11 protein-coding genes and 2 pseudogenes are annotated in these 17,177 nt (G+C 69.8%); 5 read left to right on the forward strand and 8 right to left on the reverse strand.

What is annotated here, in order from left to right:
• The first annotated feature begins 55 nt into the window (after nt 1-55).
• Nucleotides 56-1,117, forward strand: coding sequence for a cytochrome P450 (locus ACZ5ID_RS17250; RefSeq protein ID WP_468898225.1), 1,062 nt, complete (start codon nt 56-58; stop codon nt 1,115-1,117).
• Entirely contained in the window at nt 1,110-1,340 is a 231-nt protein-coding gene (locus tag ACZ5ID_RS17255; protein ID WP_468898227.1) for a ferredoxin, read from the forward strand. The genes ACZ5ID_RS17250 and ACZ5ID_RS17255 overlap by 8 nt, the downstream gene beginning before the upstream one ends.
• On the opposite strand, the gene ACZ5ID_RS17260 is transcribed toward ACZ5ID_RS17255, so the two are convergent.
• The 6 genes and pseudogenes from ACZ5ID_RS17260 to ACZ5ID_RS17285 form a co-directional block, all read right to left on the reverse strand.
• Nucleotides 1,312-2,250: an alpha/beta fold hydrolase gene (locus ACZ5ID_RS17260; protein WP_468898706.1), complete on the reverse strand. Its 939-nt coding sequence runs from the start codon at nt 2,248-2,250 to the stop codon at nt 1,312-1,314. The genes ACZ5ID_RS17255 and ACZ5ID_RS17260 overlap by 29 nt on opposite strands.
• A gap of 96 nt (nt 2,251-2,346) precedes the next feature.
• A pseudogene (locus ACZ5ID_RS17265) lies at nt 2,347-3,684 on the reverse strand (amino acid adenylation domain-containing protein); the annotation flags it as partial.
• A gap of 129 nt (nt 3,685-3,813) precedes the next feature.
• Nucleotides 3,814-5,043, reverse strand: a pseudogene (locus tag ACZ5ID_RS17270) (condensation domain-containing protein); the annotation flags it as partial.
• A gap of 23 nt (nt 5,044-5,066) precedes the next feature.
• A complete protein-coding gene (asnB, locus tag ACZ5ID_RS17275; protein WP_468898229.1) occupies nt 5,067-6,929 on the reverse strand; it encodes an asparagine synthase (glutamine-hydrolyzing) in 1,863 nt (620 codons plus the stop codon).
• A 48-nt stretch (nt 6,930-6,977) separates the two neighbouring features.
• Nucleotides 6,978-9,047, reverse strand: coding sequence for a condensation domain-containing protein (locus tag ACZ5ID_RS17280; protein WP_468898231.1), 2,070 nt, complete (start codon nt 9,045-9,047; stop codon nt 6,978-6,980).
• Nucleotides 9,048-9,082: 35 nt separating this feature from the next.
• The gene (locus ACZ5ID_RS17285) at nt 9,083-9,319 is read right to left on the reverse strand and encodes a phosphopantetheine-binding protein (protein ID WP_468898234.1); all 237 of its coding nucleotides are present in this window, start codon (nt 9,317-9,319) and stop codon (nt 9,083-9,085) included.
• Between the two features lie 349 nt (nt 9,320-9,668).
• Here ACZ5ID_RS17285 and def point away from each other — a divergent pair, with 349 nt between their 5' ends.
• Both def and ACZ5ID_RS17295 read left to right on the forward strand, forming a co-directional pair.
• The gene (gene def / locus ACZ5ID_RS17290) at nt 9,669-10,340 is read left to right on the forward strand and encodes a peptide deformylase (protein ID WP_468898236.1); all 672 of its coding nucleotides are present in this window, start codon (nt 9,669-9,671) and stop codon (nt 10,338-10,340) included.
• A 122-nt stretch (nt 10,341-10,462) separates the two neighbouring features.
• A complete protein-coding gene (locus ACZ5ID_RS17295) occupies nt 10,463-11,755 on the forward strand; it encodes a cytochrome P450 (RefSeq protein ID WP_468898238.1) in 1,293 nt (430 codons plus the stop codon).
• A gap of 61 nt (nt 11,756-11,816) precedes the next feature.
• On the opposite strand, the gene ACZ5ID_RS17300 is transcribed toward ACZ5ID_RS17295, so the two are convergent.
• Nucleotides 11,817-12,233: a carbohydrate-binding module family 20 domain-containing protein gene (locus ACZ5ID_RS17300; RefSeq protein WP_468898241.1), complete on the reverse strand. Its 417-nt coding sequence runs from the start codon at nt 12,231-12,233 to the stop codon at nt 11,817-11,819.
• A 341-nt stretch (nt 12,234-12,574) separates the two neighbouring features.
• On the reverse strand, nt 12,575-14,854 hold the full coding sequence (locus ACZ5ID_RS17305; RefSeq protein ID WP_468898244.1) for a glycosyltransferase family 4 protein: 2,280 nt from the start codon (nt 14,852-14,854) through the stop codon (nt 12,575-12,577).
• Between the two features lie 117 nt (nt 14,855-14,971).
• Here ACZ5ID_RS17305 and ACZ5ID_RS17310 point away from each other — a divergent pair, with 117 nt between their 5' ends.
• Nucleotides 14,972-17,017, forward strand: coding sequence for a hypothetical protein (locus ACZ5ID_RS17310; protein WP_468898247.1), 2,046 nt, complete (start codon nt 14,972-14,974; stop codon nt 17,015-17,017).
• The last annotated feature ends 160 nt before the right edge of the window (nt 17,018-17,177 follow it).

Raw genomic sequence — 17,177 nt, forward strand, 5'->3', positions numbered from 1 at the left:
AGAGCGGGCACCGCTTTCCCGGCTCGTGTTCCCCGATGGCCACCGTGGGTGGCTCGTGACCGGGCACGCACTGGCCCGTGCCGTCCTTGCCGACAACCGGTTCAGCAACCGCAATGAGTACCGGCGGTGGCCGGTGGACCGCGCCAGGGTGACGACCCGCCACATGCCGACCCTGCCGGGCATGTTCAGCCGCCTCGACCCGCCGGAGTACACACGCTACCGCCGGCTGCTGGCGGGCCAGTTCACGGTCCGCCGGATGGCGCTGCTGGAGCCGAGAATCGCGGAGATCACCGACAGCTGCCTGGACGCGATGATCCGCACCGGGCCGCCCGCGGACCTCCTGCGGGACTTCGCGCTGCCGATCCCCGCCCAGATGATCTGCGAGCTCCTGGGCGTACCGGCACAGGACCGAGAGGCGTTCCTGCAGCGTACGCACGTGCTCGTCGACATGAAGACCTCCACCGTCGACTCGGCCCGGGCGTGGGCGTACCTCTACGACTACATCGGCAAGCTCATCGTCCACAAACGCGCCCACCCCAGCGACGACCTGCTCAGCGGCCTCACCGAGAGCGACCTCACCGACGAGGAGCTGACCGGGGTCGGTGTCACCCTCCTGGTGGCCGGCATGGAGTCGACGGCGAACATGATCGCGTTGGGTGTGTACGCCCTGCTGGAGAATCCCGCGCAGCTGGCCCTCCTGTTGAACGACATGACCGGGCTGGAGAACGCCATCGAGGAGTTGGTGCGGCACCAGACCGTCTTCCACATGGGACCGTTCCGAGGGGCGTTGGAGGACGTCGAGCTGGCAGGCCGGCACATCAAGCGGGGCGAGGTGGTCCTCGTCTCGCTCCCCGCCGCCAACCGCGACCCGCAGCGGTTCGAGGACCCCGACCGGATGGATCTGCGGCGCACGACCACCGGCCACCTGGGCTTCGGCCACGGTGTCCACCAGTGCCCGGGTCAGCACCTGGCGCGGGCCGAACTGCGGATCAGTTACGCGGCACTGTTCCGACGGCTCCCCACCCTCCGTACGGCCGTACCGCAGGAGGAGATCGTCATGCGGGACGACATGGGCGTGTGGGGCGTCAAGTCGCTACCGGTGGCCTGGGATGGCTGAGCGTCTGACGGTGGAGGCGGACAGCGGCGTCTGTATGGGTACGGGTGTGTGCGCGATGTCCGTTCCCGCGGTGTTCACGCAGCGCGAGGACGACGGAACAGTCATCGTGAAGACACCCGAGCCGGACCCCCGGTGGCACGAGGCGGTGCGGGAAGCCGCCTACACGTGCCCCATGGGCGCCATCCGGCTCGGCGTCACCGGTCCTGGGCAAGGAAGTCCGTGACCGCCCGGGCGAGTTGAGCGACCGAGGGTCGACGGAGCAGGCCGAAATGGTCGGTCTCCACCACCTCCTCCCTCACTGGTCCGGTCAGGAACTCGCCCCACGGTTTTCCTGACGGGCCGGTCCGCGCGGCGGACACCAGCAGGGTCGGCACATCGAGGGGGCCGGGCCGGTGGCGGTACACCGCGTCGACGACCGCGGCGTAGACCGGGAACCGGTCGCGCAGTTCGGGAAGCACATCGCTTCCCGCGACCGCCGGGGCGGAGCCGCCCAGCGTCAGCCCGACCTCGGCGCGGAAACTCCCGGCGAGCTCGGGGCCGCTGGGAGGCATTCCCTCGGGCAGGACCGCGTCGATCAGGACGAGGCCCGCGACGGCACGGGGACCGCGCCGCCGCAGCCGGGACGCCACCGCATGGGCCAGGATCCCGCCGAACGACCACCCGCCCACGTACACCGGCCGGTCGGGGGCGGCCCCGGCGATCAGGTCCGCGTACTGATCGGCCATGGCGGCGACCGAGGCCGGGAGCGGCCCCCCGTGCAGGGCCTCCGCTCCCACGCCCCAGCACCGCAGCTCCTCGCCCACCAGCTGGGCGAGCGGCGCGTAGCACAGCGCCGACCCCGCGCTCGGATGGATGAGGAAGAGCGGTATGCCGTCGCCGCCGGGCCGGACGCTGCCGCTCAGGGCGGACAGCTGGGCGGGGAGCACTTCCTGGGGAGCGCACGCGACCCGCTCCGCGAGTGCCGCGACGCTCGGTGCGGCGTAGAGATCGCCCACGGGCAGCGAGACCCCCAGCCGTCGCTCGATCTCCGCCAGGACACGCATGATCTGCAGCGAGGTGCCGCCGAGGTCGAAGAAGTCGTCGTGGACCCCGACCGGCTGGACGCCCAGGGTCGCCGCGAACGCCGTGGCCACGGCCTCCTCCTGCGGCGTCCGCGCCTGCTCGGCCGGCAGACCGCGGGGGGCGGGCCGCGGGTTTGGGAGGGCGGCTCGGTCGATCTTCCCGTGCGGGGTCAGGGGGAGAGCCTCGATCGTCTCGACAGTGCTCGGCACCATGTACGGGGGAAGCCTCCGGCCGAGCCAGCGTCGCAGCTCACCGCTGTCGAAGCGGTCCGCCGCGGGCACCACCCAGGCCGCCAGCCGGGCCTGCGCGTCCGACCCGATGACGCGGGCCGCGGCCTGCCGTACATCGTCGTGCGCCGACAGGGTCTCCTCCACTTCGCCGAGTTCCACCCGGAAGCCACGGACCTTGACCTGTCCGTCGAGCCGGCCGTGGAAGGTCAGCTCACCGTCCGGGCCCAGGGCGCAGCGGTCGCCCGTGCGGTAGACCGTCCCCCGGCCCGGGACGAACGGGTCGGGTACGAAGGCTTCCCTGGTGGCGTCGGGCGCGTTCTCGTAGCCGTCGGCGACTCCCGCTCCCCCGATCCACAGCTCCCCGGGGGCGCCGAGCGGTGCCAGTCCGCCGAAGCCGTCGACGACATAGGCGTAGGTGTTGGCGCGCGGCCGTCCGAAGGGCAGGGGGTCGGTCTCGTCCGGTGCGCACTGGTGCGACGCGACGATGACGGTGGTCTCGGTGGGGCCGTAGGAGTTCAGCACCTCACGTCCCGGGGCGCGCCAGCGGGCGGCGAGCGACGCCGGTACGGCCTCCCCGCCGATGGACAGCACGCGCAGCGGCAGGTCGGGGCGGGTCGGCATGAGGTCTACCACCGTCGGCGGCAGCGCGGCCACGTCGACGCGTGCCTCACCCAGATAGGTGAGCAGCTCGTCCGGCGCGCGAATCGTGTCGAGCGGCGGCATGCATACCGTTCCGCCACGGCACAGAGCCGTGAAGATCTCCAGGACCGCGACATCGAAGGTGAGGTTGGAGAACTGCAGAACCCTGTCGGCGGCGCCGATGGCGAAGCGGTCACCGAACTGGGTGACGAAGTCCACGGCTGCGCTGTGGGGAACCACGACGCCTTTGGGGCTGCCGGTCGACCCCGAGGTGTACAGGACGTAGGCCGGACGGTGCCCCAGTGCCGGAGGTCTGCGTTCTCGGCCTGCCTCAAGGGTGTGCACACCCCCGTCGTCCACGACGAGCCGTACCCCCGAGTCGGAGAACTGGCGCTCCACGCGCAGCGGCGGGGCCTGTGGGTCCACCGGCAGATAGGCGCCGCCGGCCTTGAGTACGCCGAGGACGGCGGCCGGCAGCCCCACCCCGCGCCGGCACCGGACCGCCACCCGCTCCCCCGGCCGGACCCCGGCGTGGCGCAGCTTCTCGGCGACGGCGTCCGCCCGGGTGTTCAGCTCTGCGTAGGACACCGTGCCGTCCGGGCATTCCGCGGCCACACGTGCGGGGGCGACGCGCACCTGCTGCTCGAACAGCTCGTGCAGAAGGGCGGCGGGTGTCGGCCGCCGGGGCCCGGTCAGCCGCTCGACGAGGTCGTCCCGGACCTCCTGACCGGCCAACTGGATCTCGTACAGGGGCAGCGTGGGGTCGGCGACGGCCGTCGCCGTGACGTGCTCGAAGTGGCGCAGGAGTTGCTCGATCCGCCATTGGTCGAACAGGTCGCTGGAGTACTCGACGTAGAGCACCGAGTCCTCTCCGGCCGCGGAGATCTGGACGTCGAGGTCGAACTTGACGCGGCCGGTCGCCACGTCACGCACGTCCCGGGGCCGCAGACCCACTCCCGGCGACAGACTCTGGTCCGGTCTCCTGCGCTCGTAGCCCATGGCCACGTTGAACAGCGGGTTCGCCCCTCGGCGGCGGGGGGGTCGGATGGCCCGTACCACCTGGCTGAACGGGACTTCTCGGTGTTCGAGGTCGGCCAGGAGATCATGCCGCGTCTGCTGGAGGAACGCGCGGAAGGTGAGAGCGGGGTCGATCCGGTTACGGATGGTCAGCATGTTCACGAACAGGCCGACGGTCTCGAACGATTCGGCGCTGGCCCGGCTGGAGGTAGCCACGCCGACCGGGATGTCGGTACTGCCCATCGTGCGGCCCAGCGTCCACGCGAAGGCGGCGAGCAGCACCATGAACGGCGTGACCCGCTCGCGCACCGCCAGGCCCTCCACCGCGGCCATGAAGCCGGGCCGCAGATCATGCCGCAGCAGTCGGCCCCTGTGTGTCGCCGCCCCGGTCGGGCGCGGCCGGTCCGCGGGCAGGGTGACCTCGTCGACACCGGCCAGCCTGGTGCGCCAGTACGACAGGTGCGCGTCGTCGGACGCCGGGTCGCTGTCCGCCGCGCGCTCGGCCTTGACGTGGTCGGCGAACTGCGGTGCCGGCGGGAGTGGCGCGCCCGTACCGCCGGACCCGCAGTACCGCTGCACCTCGTCCAGGACGCACTGCACGGACATCCCGTCCACCGCGATGTGATGGAACATCAGGAACAGGACGTGGTGCTCGGCGGCCAGCCGGTAGACACGGGCGGACATACGGTGCGGCCCGTCCAGCGTGAGCGGCCGGGCGCACGCCGCTTTCAGGGCCTCGCGCAGCTCGGACTCGCCCGAGGTCAGCTCCACGAGGGGGCAGGGCAGCGGCGTGGGGGGATGCACCCGTGCCGTGGGACGCCCGTCGACGTCGACGAACTCCGTGCGGAGGATCTCGTGCCGGTCGACCACCGTCTGCAGCGCGGCGCACAGCACGTCCACGTCCAGCGGCCCGGTGATGTCGTAGGCGACCGGCACCGTGTAGGCGGGCGAGGGTTCCATCCGGTGCAGGAACCACATCTGCTCCTGGGCGTGGGAGAGCGTCACAGGTCGAACTCCACGCCGCACTCGGTCACCCAGTAGTGCAGCTGGACCGCGGCTTCGATGCTCGGCCGGTTGACACCGGCGCCCAGGCCCTGGGACGGCTCCGTGAGCACCGCCTTGACGCGGTCGGCGTCCAGCACGGCGGCGAGACCGCCGGCCGGGTCCTCACTGATCTCCTGAAGCCGCTTGCACAGCGACTGGCGGTAGGCCGGGTCCTGCGCGGTCGGGAACGGCGACTTCGCCCGACGCACGATGCTGTCCGGGAGCAGGTCGCCCGTCGCGGCACGCAACAGCCCCTTCTCCTTGCCGTCCAGGTTCTTCATCGCCCAGGGGACGCTGTAGACGTACTCCACCAGCACATGGTCGACGAAGGGCACCCGGCCCTCCAGGGGCCCTGCCTGTCCCATCCGGTCGCGGCGGTCCAGGACGGTGCGCAGGTAGCGGGTGAGATTGAGATACGTGATCTCCCGCATCCGGCGGTCTTCCGTGCTCTCCTCCCCGGTCAGCGGGGTCTCCGACACGGCTTCCCGGTAGCGCTGGTCGATGTAACCCGGCACGTCCAGCTCCTTGTAGAGCCGGCGGTCGATGAGTCCCGAGTGCATCTCCATGCCGTGGAACGGCCCGATCCAGGGGAACGTCGCCGCCTTGACGTACCACGGGTCCTGGAACCAGATGTAGCCGCCGAAGAGCTCGTCCGCGCCGTCCCCGCACAGGGCGACGGTCGCTGTCGGCTGCATCCGCGCCGCCAGCCGGCGGAAGGCCACATGCGTCTCCAGACCGATGATGGGGCGATCCATGCCGTTGACCACGGCCAGTTGCTGCGCCGGGTCCATCAGGTCGTCCGTGGTCACCAGGAGTTCCCGGTGTTCCGCGCCCAGACGCTTGACCATCGTGGTCACATGCGGGCTGTCGGGGGACTCGTGCATCTCGTCGCTGCGGAAATGGGCCAGGTTGTAGGCGTACTCCATGGAAAAGGTGCGCAACGGGTCGCCCCCGGCCGCGGCGCCGACCTCGCGGTCGGCCAGCGCGGACACGATGCTGGAGTCGAGTCCGCCGGAGAGCATCACGCCGAGCGGGACATCGGAGACCACTTGGCGGCGCACACTGTCGTGCAGGATCTCCCGCACCGTGGCGACCGTCTCGGACAGGCTCTCGGAGTGCGTGCGCGCCGGCAGGGTCCAGTAGCGGCGGCGCGCCACACCGTTCCGCCCGAACGTCACGATCTCGCCCGGTATCACTTCCCGTACGTCCCTGAAGACGGTCAGGCCGGGGGTGGGCGTGTATCCGAGGAGTTCGCGCAGCCCGTCGCGGTCGACCACCGGCCGCGCCTGGCCGGCCCGGAACAGTGCCTTGGGTTCCGACGCGAAGGCGAATCCCTCGTCGGTCAGCGTGTAGTGGAGCGGGTAGATGCCGAACCGGTCACGGATGAGGTGGAGCTGTTCGCCGGCCGCGTCCCAGACCGCGAACGCGAACATCCCGCGAAGCCGCTCGGCACACGCCGGCCCCCATTCCTCGAAGGCGCGGAGCACGACCTCGGTGTCGCTGTCCGTCGCGAAACGGTGGCCACGCCCGGTCAACTCCCGCCGCAGGTCCGTGAAGTTGAAGATTTCCCCGGTGTAGGCCAGGACGACTGGTTCCGCGCGGTCGCCGCCGTCCGCGGCGCTGCGGCCCACCATCGGCTGGCCGCCGCCCACGGGGTCGATCACCGCGAGCCGGGTGAAGACGAGCATCGCGTGCCGCCCCAGCCAGCGCCCGCCGGACTCGGGGCCGCGGTCGTGCAGGGCCGCCGCGAAATCGTCCGCGGTCCGGTCGCGCCCGGAAAGGTCCGTGGTGAAGGAGATGATGCCGCCAATACCGCACACAGTGACTCCTGGAGGAAGAGCGGGGGGCACGGAGCCCGGCCGGACGGTTCAGTGGACGGACGGAGCACCAGGAGCCGGGGACCGGCCCGATGCCTGGGCCGCGTCACGGCAGAGCGCACGGACACGGGCGACGTCCAGCCTCCCCGCCTCGTCCCGCGGCAGCTCGTCGACGAACGCGACATGGGTGGGCCGGGGTGCGTCCGGGGGCCACACCCGCAGCACCTGCCGACGCCACTTCCGTACGGCCTCGGCGTCAGGCGGGTTCACGGGTACGAGCAGGACGCCCGGGGCTGGATGGGCCGCGTCCCGCCCCGGCACCACGGCGACATCCCGCACGCCCGGCAGGGCGGCGACGCGACGCTCGGCCTGCGCGCCTTCGAGGAGCCGACCGCCCACGTCTGCGGCCTGTTCGGCCGGCCCCAGGTAGCACAGGCGTCCCCGCCCGTCGATGCGGGCGCGGTACCCGGTCTCCAGATCGGCTCCCCCACCGGCCGGACGGAGGACGAGGAGACCCGGGGTACGCGCCGGCAGCTCCCGGTGATCGTGAGTGACCACGACGGGACGCCACGCCCGGGCGACGTGGGGCAGGGGCAGGGCGGAGTCGGAGGTCTCGCCATCCGGCTGCCACTCCCCCCAGGCGACCGTCCCCGCCCGGGGGTGGTTGAGCACCAGGACGACCCGGCCGCCCGCCTTCACGTACGCGTGCCGGTCTTCGGTGGGAAGGAACCGCTCCACCGCCACCACCGCCGTGCCGGCCCCGGAGGCGGGCACGGCCTCCGGGGACGCCTGGAACCCGGGCCCGGCGACCGCACGCCGCACCACCGGCGCGTCGGGGTCGGTGAGCACCTCGTCGAGGGTCCGGCACCAGCCGTCGATGAACTCCTGCGCGGTGTCCGCGTCGAGGACGGGGATCGTGTAGTCGAGGCGCCCGAAGACGGCGTTCGGGGTCTTGCGCAGCTGAAGCGTGGTCTGGAAGGACTGCGAGGAGTTCGGCGCGAAGAACTCCCAGTCCAGCCGCAGACCGGGTACCTCCCCGACGTCGGCGGCGACCCGCGGATAGGACACGCCGAGCCGGTCGAAGACGCCCGCGCCCACATCGGCTCCGTAGCTTCTGCGCAGTTCGCGCATCAGCAGGTGGAACGGGACACGCCGGAACCGGTCGACGTCGGACATGGCGCGCCCGGCGGCTGCGACGGCGTCCCGGAAGGTGGCTCCCCGCTCCAGCGTGATCGCGCACGGAACCATGCCGACCTGCATGGCGATGCGGTCGCGGGTGGCTTCGGTACTCGTGTCCGCCGGGATGCACAGCGCGAGTTGTTCGTTTCCGTAGCGGCCGAGATGGGCGGCTGTGGCGGCGAGCAGCCCCGAGAAGAACGAGGTGCCCGCCTTCGCCGTGACGGCTCCGAGCCGGTCGAACAGCGACTCGGGCAGCTCGAACCGCGGTGTCGCGGCCATTCCCGGTGCCGGATCCGCATGGTCGGGCCGGGGCAGCACCAGGCTGGGGAAGGACGGCAGATCGCGGTCCTGCCAGTAGCGTGTCGCCGCCGCGAGGGCCGCCTCGTCCAGTTCGTCCGGGTCCGTGAGGGGCGCGGCGGGTTCCCAGTCCGGGGCGGCCCCGTCACCGTGTTCACGGGCCTCGCGCAGGGCCTGGCTGAACTGCCGCGCGAAGACGAACTTGGACCGGCCGTCGAAGGCGATGTGGTGGACGACCACCACCAGGGTCCGCCGGTCCCCGCCGTGATCGAGCAGGATGAGCCGGATCGGGGCACGGGACGTCAGATCCCACTCCAGCGGACGCCGGGCGAGAAACCAGGCGCGTGTCGCCTCTCGCTCGCCGAGGGGAGGGCACGGCAGAGCGACCGACTCGAACTCGAAGACGTCGTCGAGGTCGTTGATCTGGAACCAGTAGCGCTGGTCCCGGTCCACGACCGTGCCGCGAAGCTCCGGATGGCGACGGCACACGGCGGCGCAGGCCGACGCCACGCTCTCGGCCCGCACGGCGCCGCTGATGGTGACGAAGAAGAACCCCGCGTTCAGCCGGTCGGGATGCCTCAGCTGCTCCAGCCAGATCGACTCCTGGGCCAACGTCAGCGGCGCAGCAGGCTTGCTCCCCCACATCTAGCCTCCCCTGTCGTGACGGTTCGGAGAGGGAATCAGCCGTGCTGGTCTTCGACGACTTCCGCCACCACATCCACGAAGTCGGAGAGCACCGGGTTCTCGAAAAGCAGCAGAAGAGGGACATCCGCTCCGAGCTCGGAGCGGAGATTGACGACGATACGGGTACCGACGAGCGAGTCGACGCCCAGCTCAAGCAAATTGTCCGTCAACGCGACCGGCTGTTTGAGCACCTCGGAAATGACCCTGGTGACGGTCTCACTGACGGCGGCCACGGCGGAATCGGATATCGGCACGGAACGCAACCCTCCCAAAGGGGCACCTGTTGGACGCGTCACTCCTGATGGTGGGGCCGGCAGAGCCCAACGAGGTGCCAGCTTCGCAGACCGCCCCCTGAGTTGTCCACGAACTGACGGTCATCTCCCGTGTGTACGGGCGCAGTTGGCGTGCGCGCCGGCCGCCTGTGAGGGGCATACGGTGTGCCGGACGTAGACGATAGGCTTGGCACCTGGTTCGATCGCGGGAAATGCCGAGGCCCGGGAGAGAGCCAGAGGGCCGGGGCCGCACAGACGAACCGGAATGAACCTGTCGGATCTCGGTTTCCGTGATGAAAGGTGATGAACGGTGTCCACAGAGGCAACCTCCGCGACGGACCGCAGGGTCCGGCTCCAGGGAGCTCCGGTAGACGCGTATCCCGACCTCGCCCCCGAGTCGAAGCGCGGTAAGTACCGGCGTATCACCGTGGTGGGTGAAGACGTGCTGAGCAAACCCTGCCTCACGGTCCAGGAGTTCGGCACCGATGAACTGCGCACCCTCGTCGACGACATGTTCACGACGATGTACATCGCCGAAGGCGCGGGTCTTGCGGCCAACCAGGTGGGGGTCGGTCTCCGGCTGTTCGTGTACGACTGCCACGACGACAACGGATTGCGGCACGTCGGCCACCTCGTCAATCCGGTCATCACCGAGCAGACCCCCGGCGACCGCAACCTGTTGGACGAGGTGGAGGGCTGCCTCTCGGTGCCGGGGGCGCGCGAGAATGTACTCCGCCCGGATCGTGTGGTGGTGCACGGAGCGGACATCGAGGGCAACCCGCTGGTCATCGAGGGAACCGGATACTTCGCCCGGTGTCTGGAGCACGAGACCGACCACGTCAACGGCCGGCTCTATCTCGACCGGCTCGACAAGCGCCAACGCAAGGACGCCCTGCGGCAGATGGCCTCTCTCCGTGAAGAGGTCTACGCCCAGCGGCGGAGCAACGGCGAGAAGCTCGGCGTCGAGGTCACCGAGCCGTGAGCGCCACGATGTTCTTCTGACGCCGATCCGATCACCCGTACGACATGGTCGCCCGCGGTGCTGAGCCCCACCGGACCGCCGCATCCGGGCGACATGCTCACAGCCGAAGGACGGTGCAGGACATGACCGAGACGCCGGCGGCCGGGCTACAAGGGCTCCCGCTGGAACGGGAGTCCCCGTTCGCGCCACCTGCCAAGCTCGCCCAGCTCCGGGAGGAGCGCCCGCTGGCCCGCATGATCTACCCGGACGGCCACGAGGGCTGGCTGGTGACCAGCTACGACTTGGCCAAGGCCGTGCTGGGCGACCTCCGTTTCAGCAACCGCAACGACCTGCGCCACTCCCCCATCCCGCTGCCCCGCGCCGAAGCGAAGGCGTCACGCACCCCTCCGGGGCTGTTCAGCCGCATGGACCCGCCCGATCACACCCGTTACCGGCGGCTGCTGGCTCCGTACTTCAACGTGCGGCGCATGCGAGAACTCGAACCGCGTATCACCGAGGTCGTGAGCCGGTTACTGGATCGGATGGCCGAGCAGGGGCCTCCCGTCGATCTGGTGGAGGCGTTCGCGCTGCCGCTGCCCTCGCGGGTCATCTGCGATCTTCTCGGTATTCCGTACGAGGACCACGAGAGCTTCCAGAGGGACAGCGCGACCCTGTTCGACCTGACGGCGGAGGTCGGGGCGTCCAGCCGCGCCTGGGGCTCTCTCTACGACCGGCTGCGCCGACTGGTCCTGACCAAACGCACCACGCCCGCCGACGATCTGCTCGGCTACCTCACGACGTGCGACCTCACCGACGACGAAGTGACCTTCATGGGCATCACGCTGCTCGTCGCGGGCCACGAGACGACCGCGAACATGCTGTCCCTCGGCGTCTTCGCCCTGCTCGAACACCCTGATCAGCTCGCCCGGCTCCGCACCGATCCCACACTTGCGGAACACGCCGTGGAAGAACTCATGCGGCACCAGACCATCATCCACGCGGGCCCCACCCGGGCCGCTCTGGAGGACGTCGAACTGGCCGGTGAGGTCATCAAGGCCGGTCAGGTCGTGACGGTGTCCCTGGTGGCGGCAAACCGCGACGCACAGCGCTTCCCCGCCCCGGACACACTGAACATCGCCGGCGCCGCGGCACATGGGCAGTTGGGCTTCGGGTTCGGCATCCATCAGTGCATCGGCCAACAACTGGCGCGGCTGGAGATGCGGATCGCCCTCGGGGAACTGTTCCGCCGGTTCCCCGGCCTCCGTCTCGCGCAGCCGGTGCGCGAGATCCGGATGCGCGACGACATGTCCATTTACGGGGTCCACCGTCTGCCACTGGCCTGGGACGAAGACGAGGAGCAGACGGAGGCGGTCCGCGGCCGGAGTTCGTCTCGCGGCACCACGGTTCATGGGAGGCAGCCGGGCGACCGGACCTGACTACCGCAGCCCGTGAAGGGCCGGCCGGGCGGTGTGCCCGGCCGGCCCTCGTTGCGCGTGGTCAGTGACGGAAGTCGTCGTGGGTGATGTAGGTGCCTGTGGGCGGGGTGACCGTGGTGCGGTTGGGGCCGCTCTCCCATATGACGGGGGCGTTGACGGCCTTGATGATGTACTTGTACTCCACGCCGGTGTTGGTCGGCAGGATCACGGTCGCCGACCAGGTCGGGTAGGAGGCCGAGGAGAGCGGCACCGCCTTGTCGGGATTCCACGACCCGAGCTCCGGGCGGTTCCCTGTCACGAAGACCTGCTGGCCCCACTGGGTGTACGCGGTGACGTTGAAGGTCGCGACGACGGAGGTCTGGTTCGTTCCTGTGGCGGGTGCGGCCAGCGCCGGTGGGGTCAGGAGCGCCCCGAGGAACAGGGCGAGAACAGCTGCGAAGCCCAGGCGCAGGCGGGTTCGAGGACGGCTGCGGTCCATGAGGAATGGCCTTTCGGATGGTGGCGGAAAGGTCTGTCAGGTCCTGACAGAAGCCATCCTTGTGACGCCCTCAAGCCTTGCGCAAGTTTCTGAAGGAACTTTCAGACAGAGTGGGAGCAGGAAGGAAAATGCCCTGCTCAGACGAGTGAAACCGGCAGTGAAAGGCTTGCAGCAGCCCTGGGGATGGCGGTGGACACCCCGGAGCGAACCGGGTGCACCTCACTGCGTCTGGCGTGCGCATATCCCGAGAGGCACTGGGCCGACCGTATGACACGGCCGTGGGCGCTCCTACTGTCGGCCCTTCGTGCCAATGGCTCGATATACGCGCGCCGAGTCATGAGCTACCGCGGCAACGGAAGTCCGTCACTTGGCCGGCCGCTCAGCTTGAGTGCCAGATCGTTGCGTTCGGTGAAGTACGGGCGTACGAGTGCGCTCGTGCCAGCGGTGGTGCCGGGCGTCTCGACCGCTGGGTACACGTCCGTCCGCTTGCGGTTGACGATGTCGCCGGTGATCCGGGCCAGCCGGATGGGCTGGGCGTGGGGAGCGAGCCGGAGGGACAGGTCCCAGATCTCCTCCTCTCCCTCGCAGGAGGTTCGGGCTTGGGAGTACGAAAGCGTGAAGCGAAAGTCGGTGGTGGAAAGGAGGGTGACGTCACCTTCGAATGCCGCCGCGGGGTTTCGACGGGGTACAGCGAGCAGCCGTGGGTGTTGCAGGTGCTCGGATTCCGTGCCGTGCAGGGTGCCTTCCACTGTGCATGACGTGTCGTCCGTGGTCAGTGTGTGGGCTTCCGCGTGGGCCGGGCGATGCCAGGTGCGGACAGAGAGGTTGTTCTTGTCCGTGGTGTACGGGATCCACCAGCTGAACGGCGTCCCGGTCAGGGGGTGCAACTGGAGGAGGTTGCTCTGTTCGACGCATTGCGAGGCGACCCGGCGGCGGGCATTGTCGTCGGATCGGACCACATGGAGGTCCCATCGGCCTTCGGCGAGCTCGTGGGTGCGGCGTTCCAGCACTGCCCTCCAGGGGCCGGTGGCGGATTCCGGCCGGTGGACGGGAACGGCGATCTGCTCGGTCCGCGGGTCGCGGGCAACCCTTGGTGTTGCTGTCAGCGTGAACCGGCTGCCGGGCATGCCGGTGCGGTCGAGGAGAACGACCAGATCACCTGCGGCGTCCACGTGGCAGGTGGCCTGGGGGCGCAGTGGCCGGAGAGCCTCAGCGGGGTGTGCGAGTGCGCGTCTTGCGATGGGTACCGATGAACGCCACGCCCGCCCACCGGCCGCTCTGGCCCGTCTCATTTCGGCTGCCAGGCGCAGGCGCGTCGGCGTCCGGCGATGCGTGGAGGAGGCGTTGTGGAGCCTGGCCACCAGGTCCTCGTACAGCTTGGCCGTGGCCCGAGGCGTGTACCGCTGGATGTTGACGCGGGCAGCCCTGCCCATGGAGCGGCGCAGGGCTTCGTCGTCGATCAGGGCCATGAGGCCTTTCGCGATGGCGCTGGTGTCGCCCGTGGGGACCAAAAGCCCGTCCTCGCCGTCTTTGATGATCTCGCGAGGACCGTGCGGGCAGTCGGTGGCGACCACGGGTAGGCCGCACTGCATGGCTTCGACGATCGTCATACCGAAGGATTCTTCGCTCGACGTGACGGCGGCGATCGAGGCCTTGGCCCACTCGGCGGCGAGCGAGGAACTGGCGCCCATCAGGGAGATGTGGTGGTTGAGTTTCAGAGCGTCGATGTGGGCGCGCAGTGTGGCCTGTTCGGGGCCCCGGCCGTAGATCCGCAGTTTCCAGTCCGGACGTTCGGCCACGACGGCTCCGAAGGCGCTGATGAGGCGGCCGTACTGTTTGACGGGAATCAGCCGGCCCGCGGCGATGACCAACCTGGCCGTCCCGTCCGAGGGGCTGACGAGCGGTGGGGCGACGGCGTTGGGGATGCATACGATCAAGGTGCCGGTAGCCGCCAGACGCGTACGGTGAGTGGCGGCGTCCGCCTCGGAGACGGTGGTGTGCGCGTCCAGCGCGGCGATCGCGGTGTCCTGGGCAGCACGGATGGCAGGCTCGTGGGTTTCGTAAATCCGGTGTTCCTGCCCGATGCGCAGATAGTGCCGGCGTCCGAACTCCGCGAGGTAGATGACCAGTCCTGGGCGCGTGGCCACGACGACGTCGGCGTCGGTGCGAGCGAGAAATGCGGCGACTCGCTGATCAGTGAGCCGGTCGAACGAGGCTCCCCGCGCCTCCACCGGGGGGATCAGCGCTGTCGGCTCGCCCAGAAGTCTGTGACGGAGGTCGTTGCGGGGGGAGTGAGCGCGCTTGTCGATGAGCGGGGTGAGGCGGACCTCCCCGCCCATGGCCAGACAGGGGGCGTCCAGCGTCCGCCAGACGCTGACGATCTCGACATCGTGCTGTTCGGCGAGGGCGCTCGCGGCGTTGAACGTCGCGCGGATGGTGCCGCCGATCCCGTAGGCGTTCTGCAGCAGGAACGTGATCTTCATAGGGGCCTTGGTCCGAATGCGTCGTCGGGTAGGCATGCTTTCCAGGAAAACGGTGCTGCGCCGCTGAGGTTGCGCTGAAAGACGGTCGGTGTTGACGCGCCGGACGCTGCCGCTGCGGTACCCGCGAGGTCGTCCCATCAGGCAACAAGTGCCGCGACGGCGCGGAGCACCCGGGGCTGGGCCGTGTCCGATGTCCGGTGGAGTGCGTTTACAGCTCATCCCTCTGCTGTTCGCGAGCCACGTGGAGTGTCGAGCGTGCGTTACCTGAGCCCTCTCGCCTCGGCGATCGCCCCCACCGTTCTCGTCGCCTCGTTCGTGGTGCAGATGGCCGGGGTACTGACATGCGACGCGAGGCTTCTGGTCTCCGCTGCCGTGGCAGGTATGAGTGTGGACATCGCCCTGCACCATCGGCGGCCAAACCTTATGGAGTTCCTCACACGGATCGGCGTGGACGTCTGGACCCGCCAAGTCCTGCGTGACGGGCTGCTGTTGGCCGTGCTCTTCGCAGCCTGCCCGCACGGACCGAGGACGAGGGTGTTCGCGGCGGTCTGCGGCCTGCTGTCGACTCAAGGGCTGCAGGTGATCGCACGTGGATGCGCCGTGGCCGTACAGCGTTCGCGGACTCTGCCCGTGGTGACCCGGAACATCGATGTGTCGGCGCTCGGACTGCGGCGCGCTCCCCCCGCGTGGCTTCTGTACCAGCGGGGACCGCAGCTGCTCCTCCTTGCTGCGCCCGGCACCGCCGGCATACTCACCGCGGTCGTGTACGGCGTCCCGGGCGCCGCGTTGGCTGGTATCGCCGTCTCCGCGGCCCTGACGACGGCGGCACTTGGGTGGCTGCTGCTCCACCTCCTGCCGTCGAGGCGGCCTCCCGGCGAACAGGAGGTGCTGGCATGGTTCGAGAAGTGGCTCGCCGACTACCGGCCGCCGGTGGGCATGTACTTCTCCGGGGGACACGCCTCCACCTACCAGGCCGACATGTGGCTCGCTCCGCTGGCGATACTGAACGAGCGCTCCGTCATCGTGCTGCGGGAACGGTTCATGGTCCACCAACTGGGCACGACAGATCTGCCGGTCGTCTGCATTCCGAAGGCGGCCGACCTGCTGCGCCTGGAGCACTCGACTCTGCGGGTGCTCATTCACCCCTCCAACTCGGGAAAGACCTCGCACGTTCTGCGGATTCCCACCATCCGCCACGCGTTCGTGAACCACGGCGAGAGCGACAAACGCTCCAGCTGCAATCCGTACGCGAGGGTCTACGACCAGGTATGGGTGGCCGGCCCGGCCGCCCGGGAACGCTACGCGCAGGCCGGGGCCGGCGTCGATGACCAGGACATCGTCGAGATCGGCCGCCCTCAACTTGATTCCCTCCGGCGCCCCACGGGACTGCCGCGTCACCACCACTTGACAGTCCTGTACGCGCCGACCTGGGAAGGCTGGCTCGATCAGCCAGGCGCGACATCCCTCACCCGAGGCGGAGAGGAACTGGTCCAGGCACTGCTGGCGGAACCGGAAGTACGCCTGCTGTACAAACCCCACCCCTTGACCGGTTCCGTCGATCCGTTGGCGAGGGACGCAGACCTGCGCATCCGGGAACTTGTCCGGAAGGCCAACTCCGCCTCGGTACTCCCTGGGGACGCAGCCGCTGCCGCTGGGCGGGAACTCGCCTTCCGGACAGCCGCACTGGACGCCCTCACCCGCGCGGTCGCCGCGCGGGGCAGCGATGACGGCGAACGGATGCGGCGGGGCGGAGGCCCGGTGAGCGGTCGCGCCGAGGCGGTGAGAGCGGCGACGGCTGCCTGGGAGAAGGCGTACTGGGGCGCGCTTCCGGCCTGTCGGCATCAAGTGGTGGACGGTACGCGCCCGTCGCTCTTCTCGTGCTTCGACGCGGCGGATGTGTTGGTCGGCGATGTGTCCAGTGTGGTGGCCGACTACCTTGCCACCGGGAAGCCGCACGCGATCGTCAACACCCTCGGGCTGTCGGAGGACGCGTTCCGTGCGGCGTTCCCTACGGCGAGGGCCGCCACGATCCTGACCGCGGGCGCGGCAGACGTCGCCGGGCTCCTCGCGTCAGTGCGGGGAACAGCCGGCGACCCCTTGGCGGCAGCTCGGGAGCAGTTGAGGGGGCATCTGCTGGGCCCGGACGAGCCCTCGGCCGGTATCCGCTTCCAGCGGGCGGTGTCGGCGTTGGCCCGGGCCAGAGTCACCGTGTCCGGCTCGCAGCGATGCGACACGCCGGTGAGTCTGCCGACTCAGCGCGACGCCGCTGTCCCTGAAGTCCCCGACCTGGTACGGCCGTGACCCCACGAGGCACAGCACCTTTGAGCCGCAGCAGCGCGGGGCCGTCTCGCCGAAGTGTCCTCGCGTCACTGGCAGCGGCTTCGGCCACCGCGGGCACCGGAACGGTCGCCTGTACCCCCGCCGCGCGATCCGACGTGTCTCTCCCCTCCGTCCAAGCCGC

It is taken from the genome of Streptomyces sp. NPDC031670 (genome assembly GCF_055580545.1).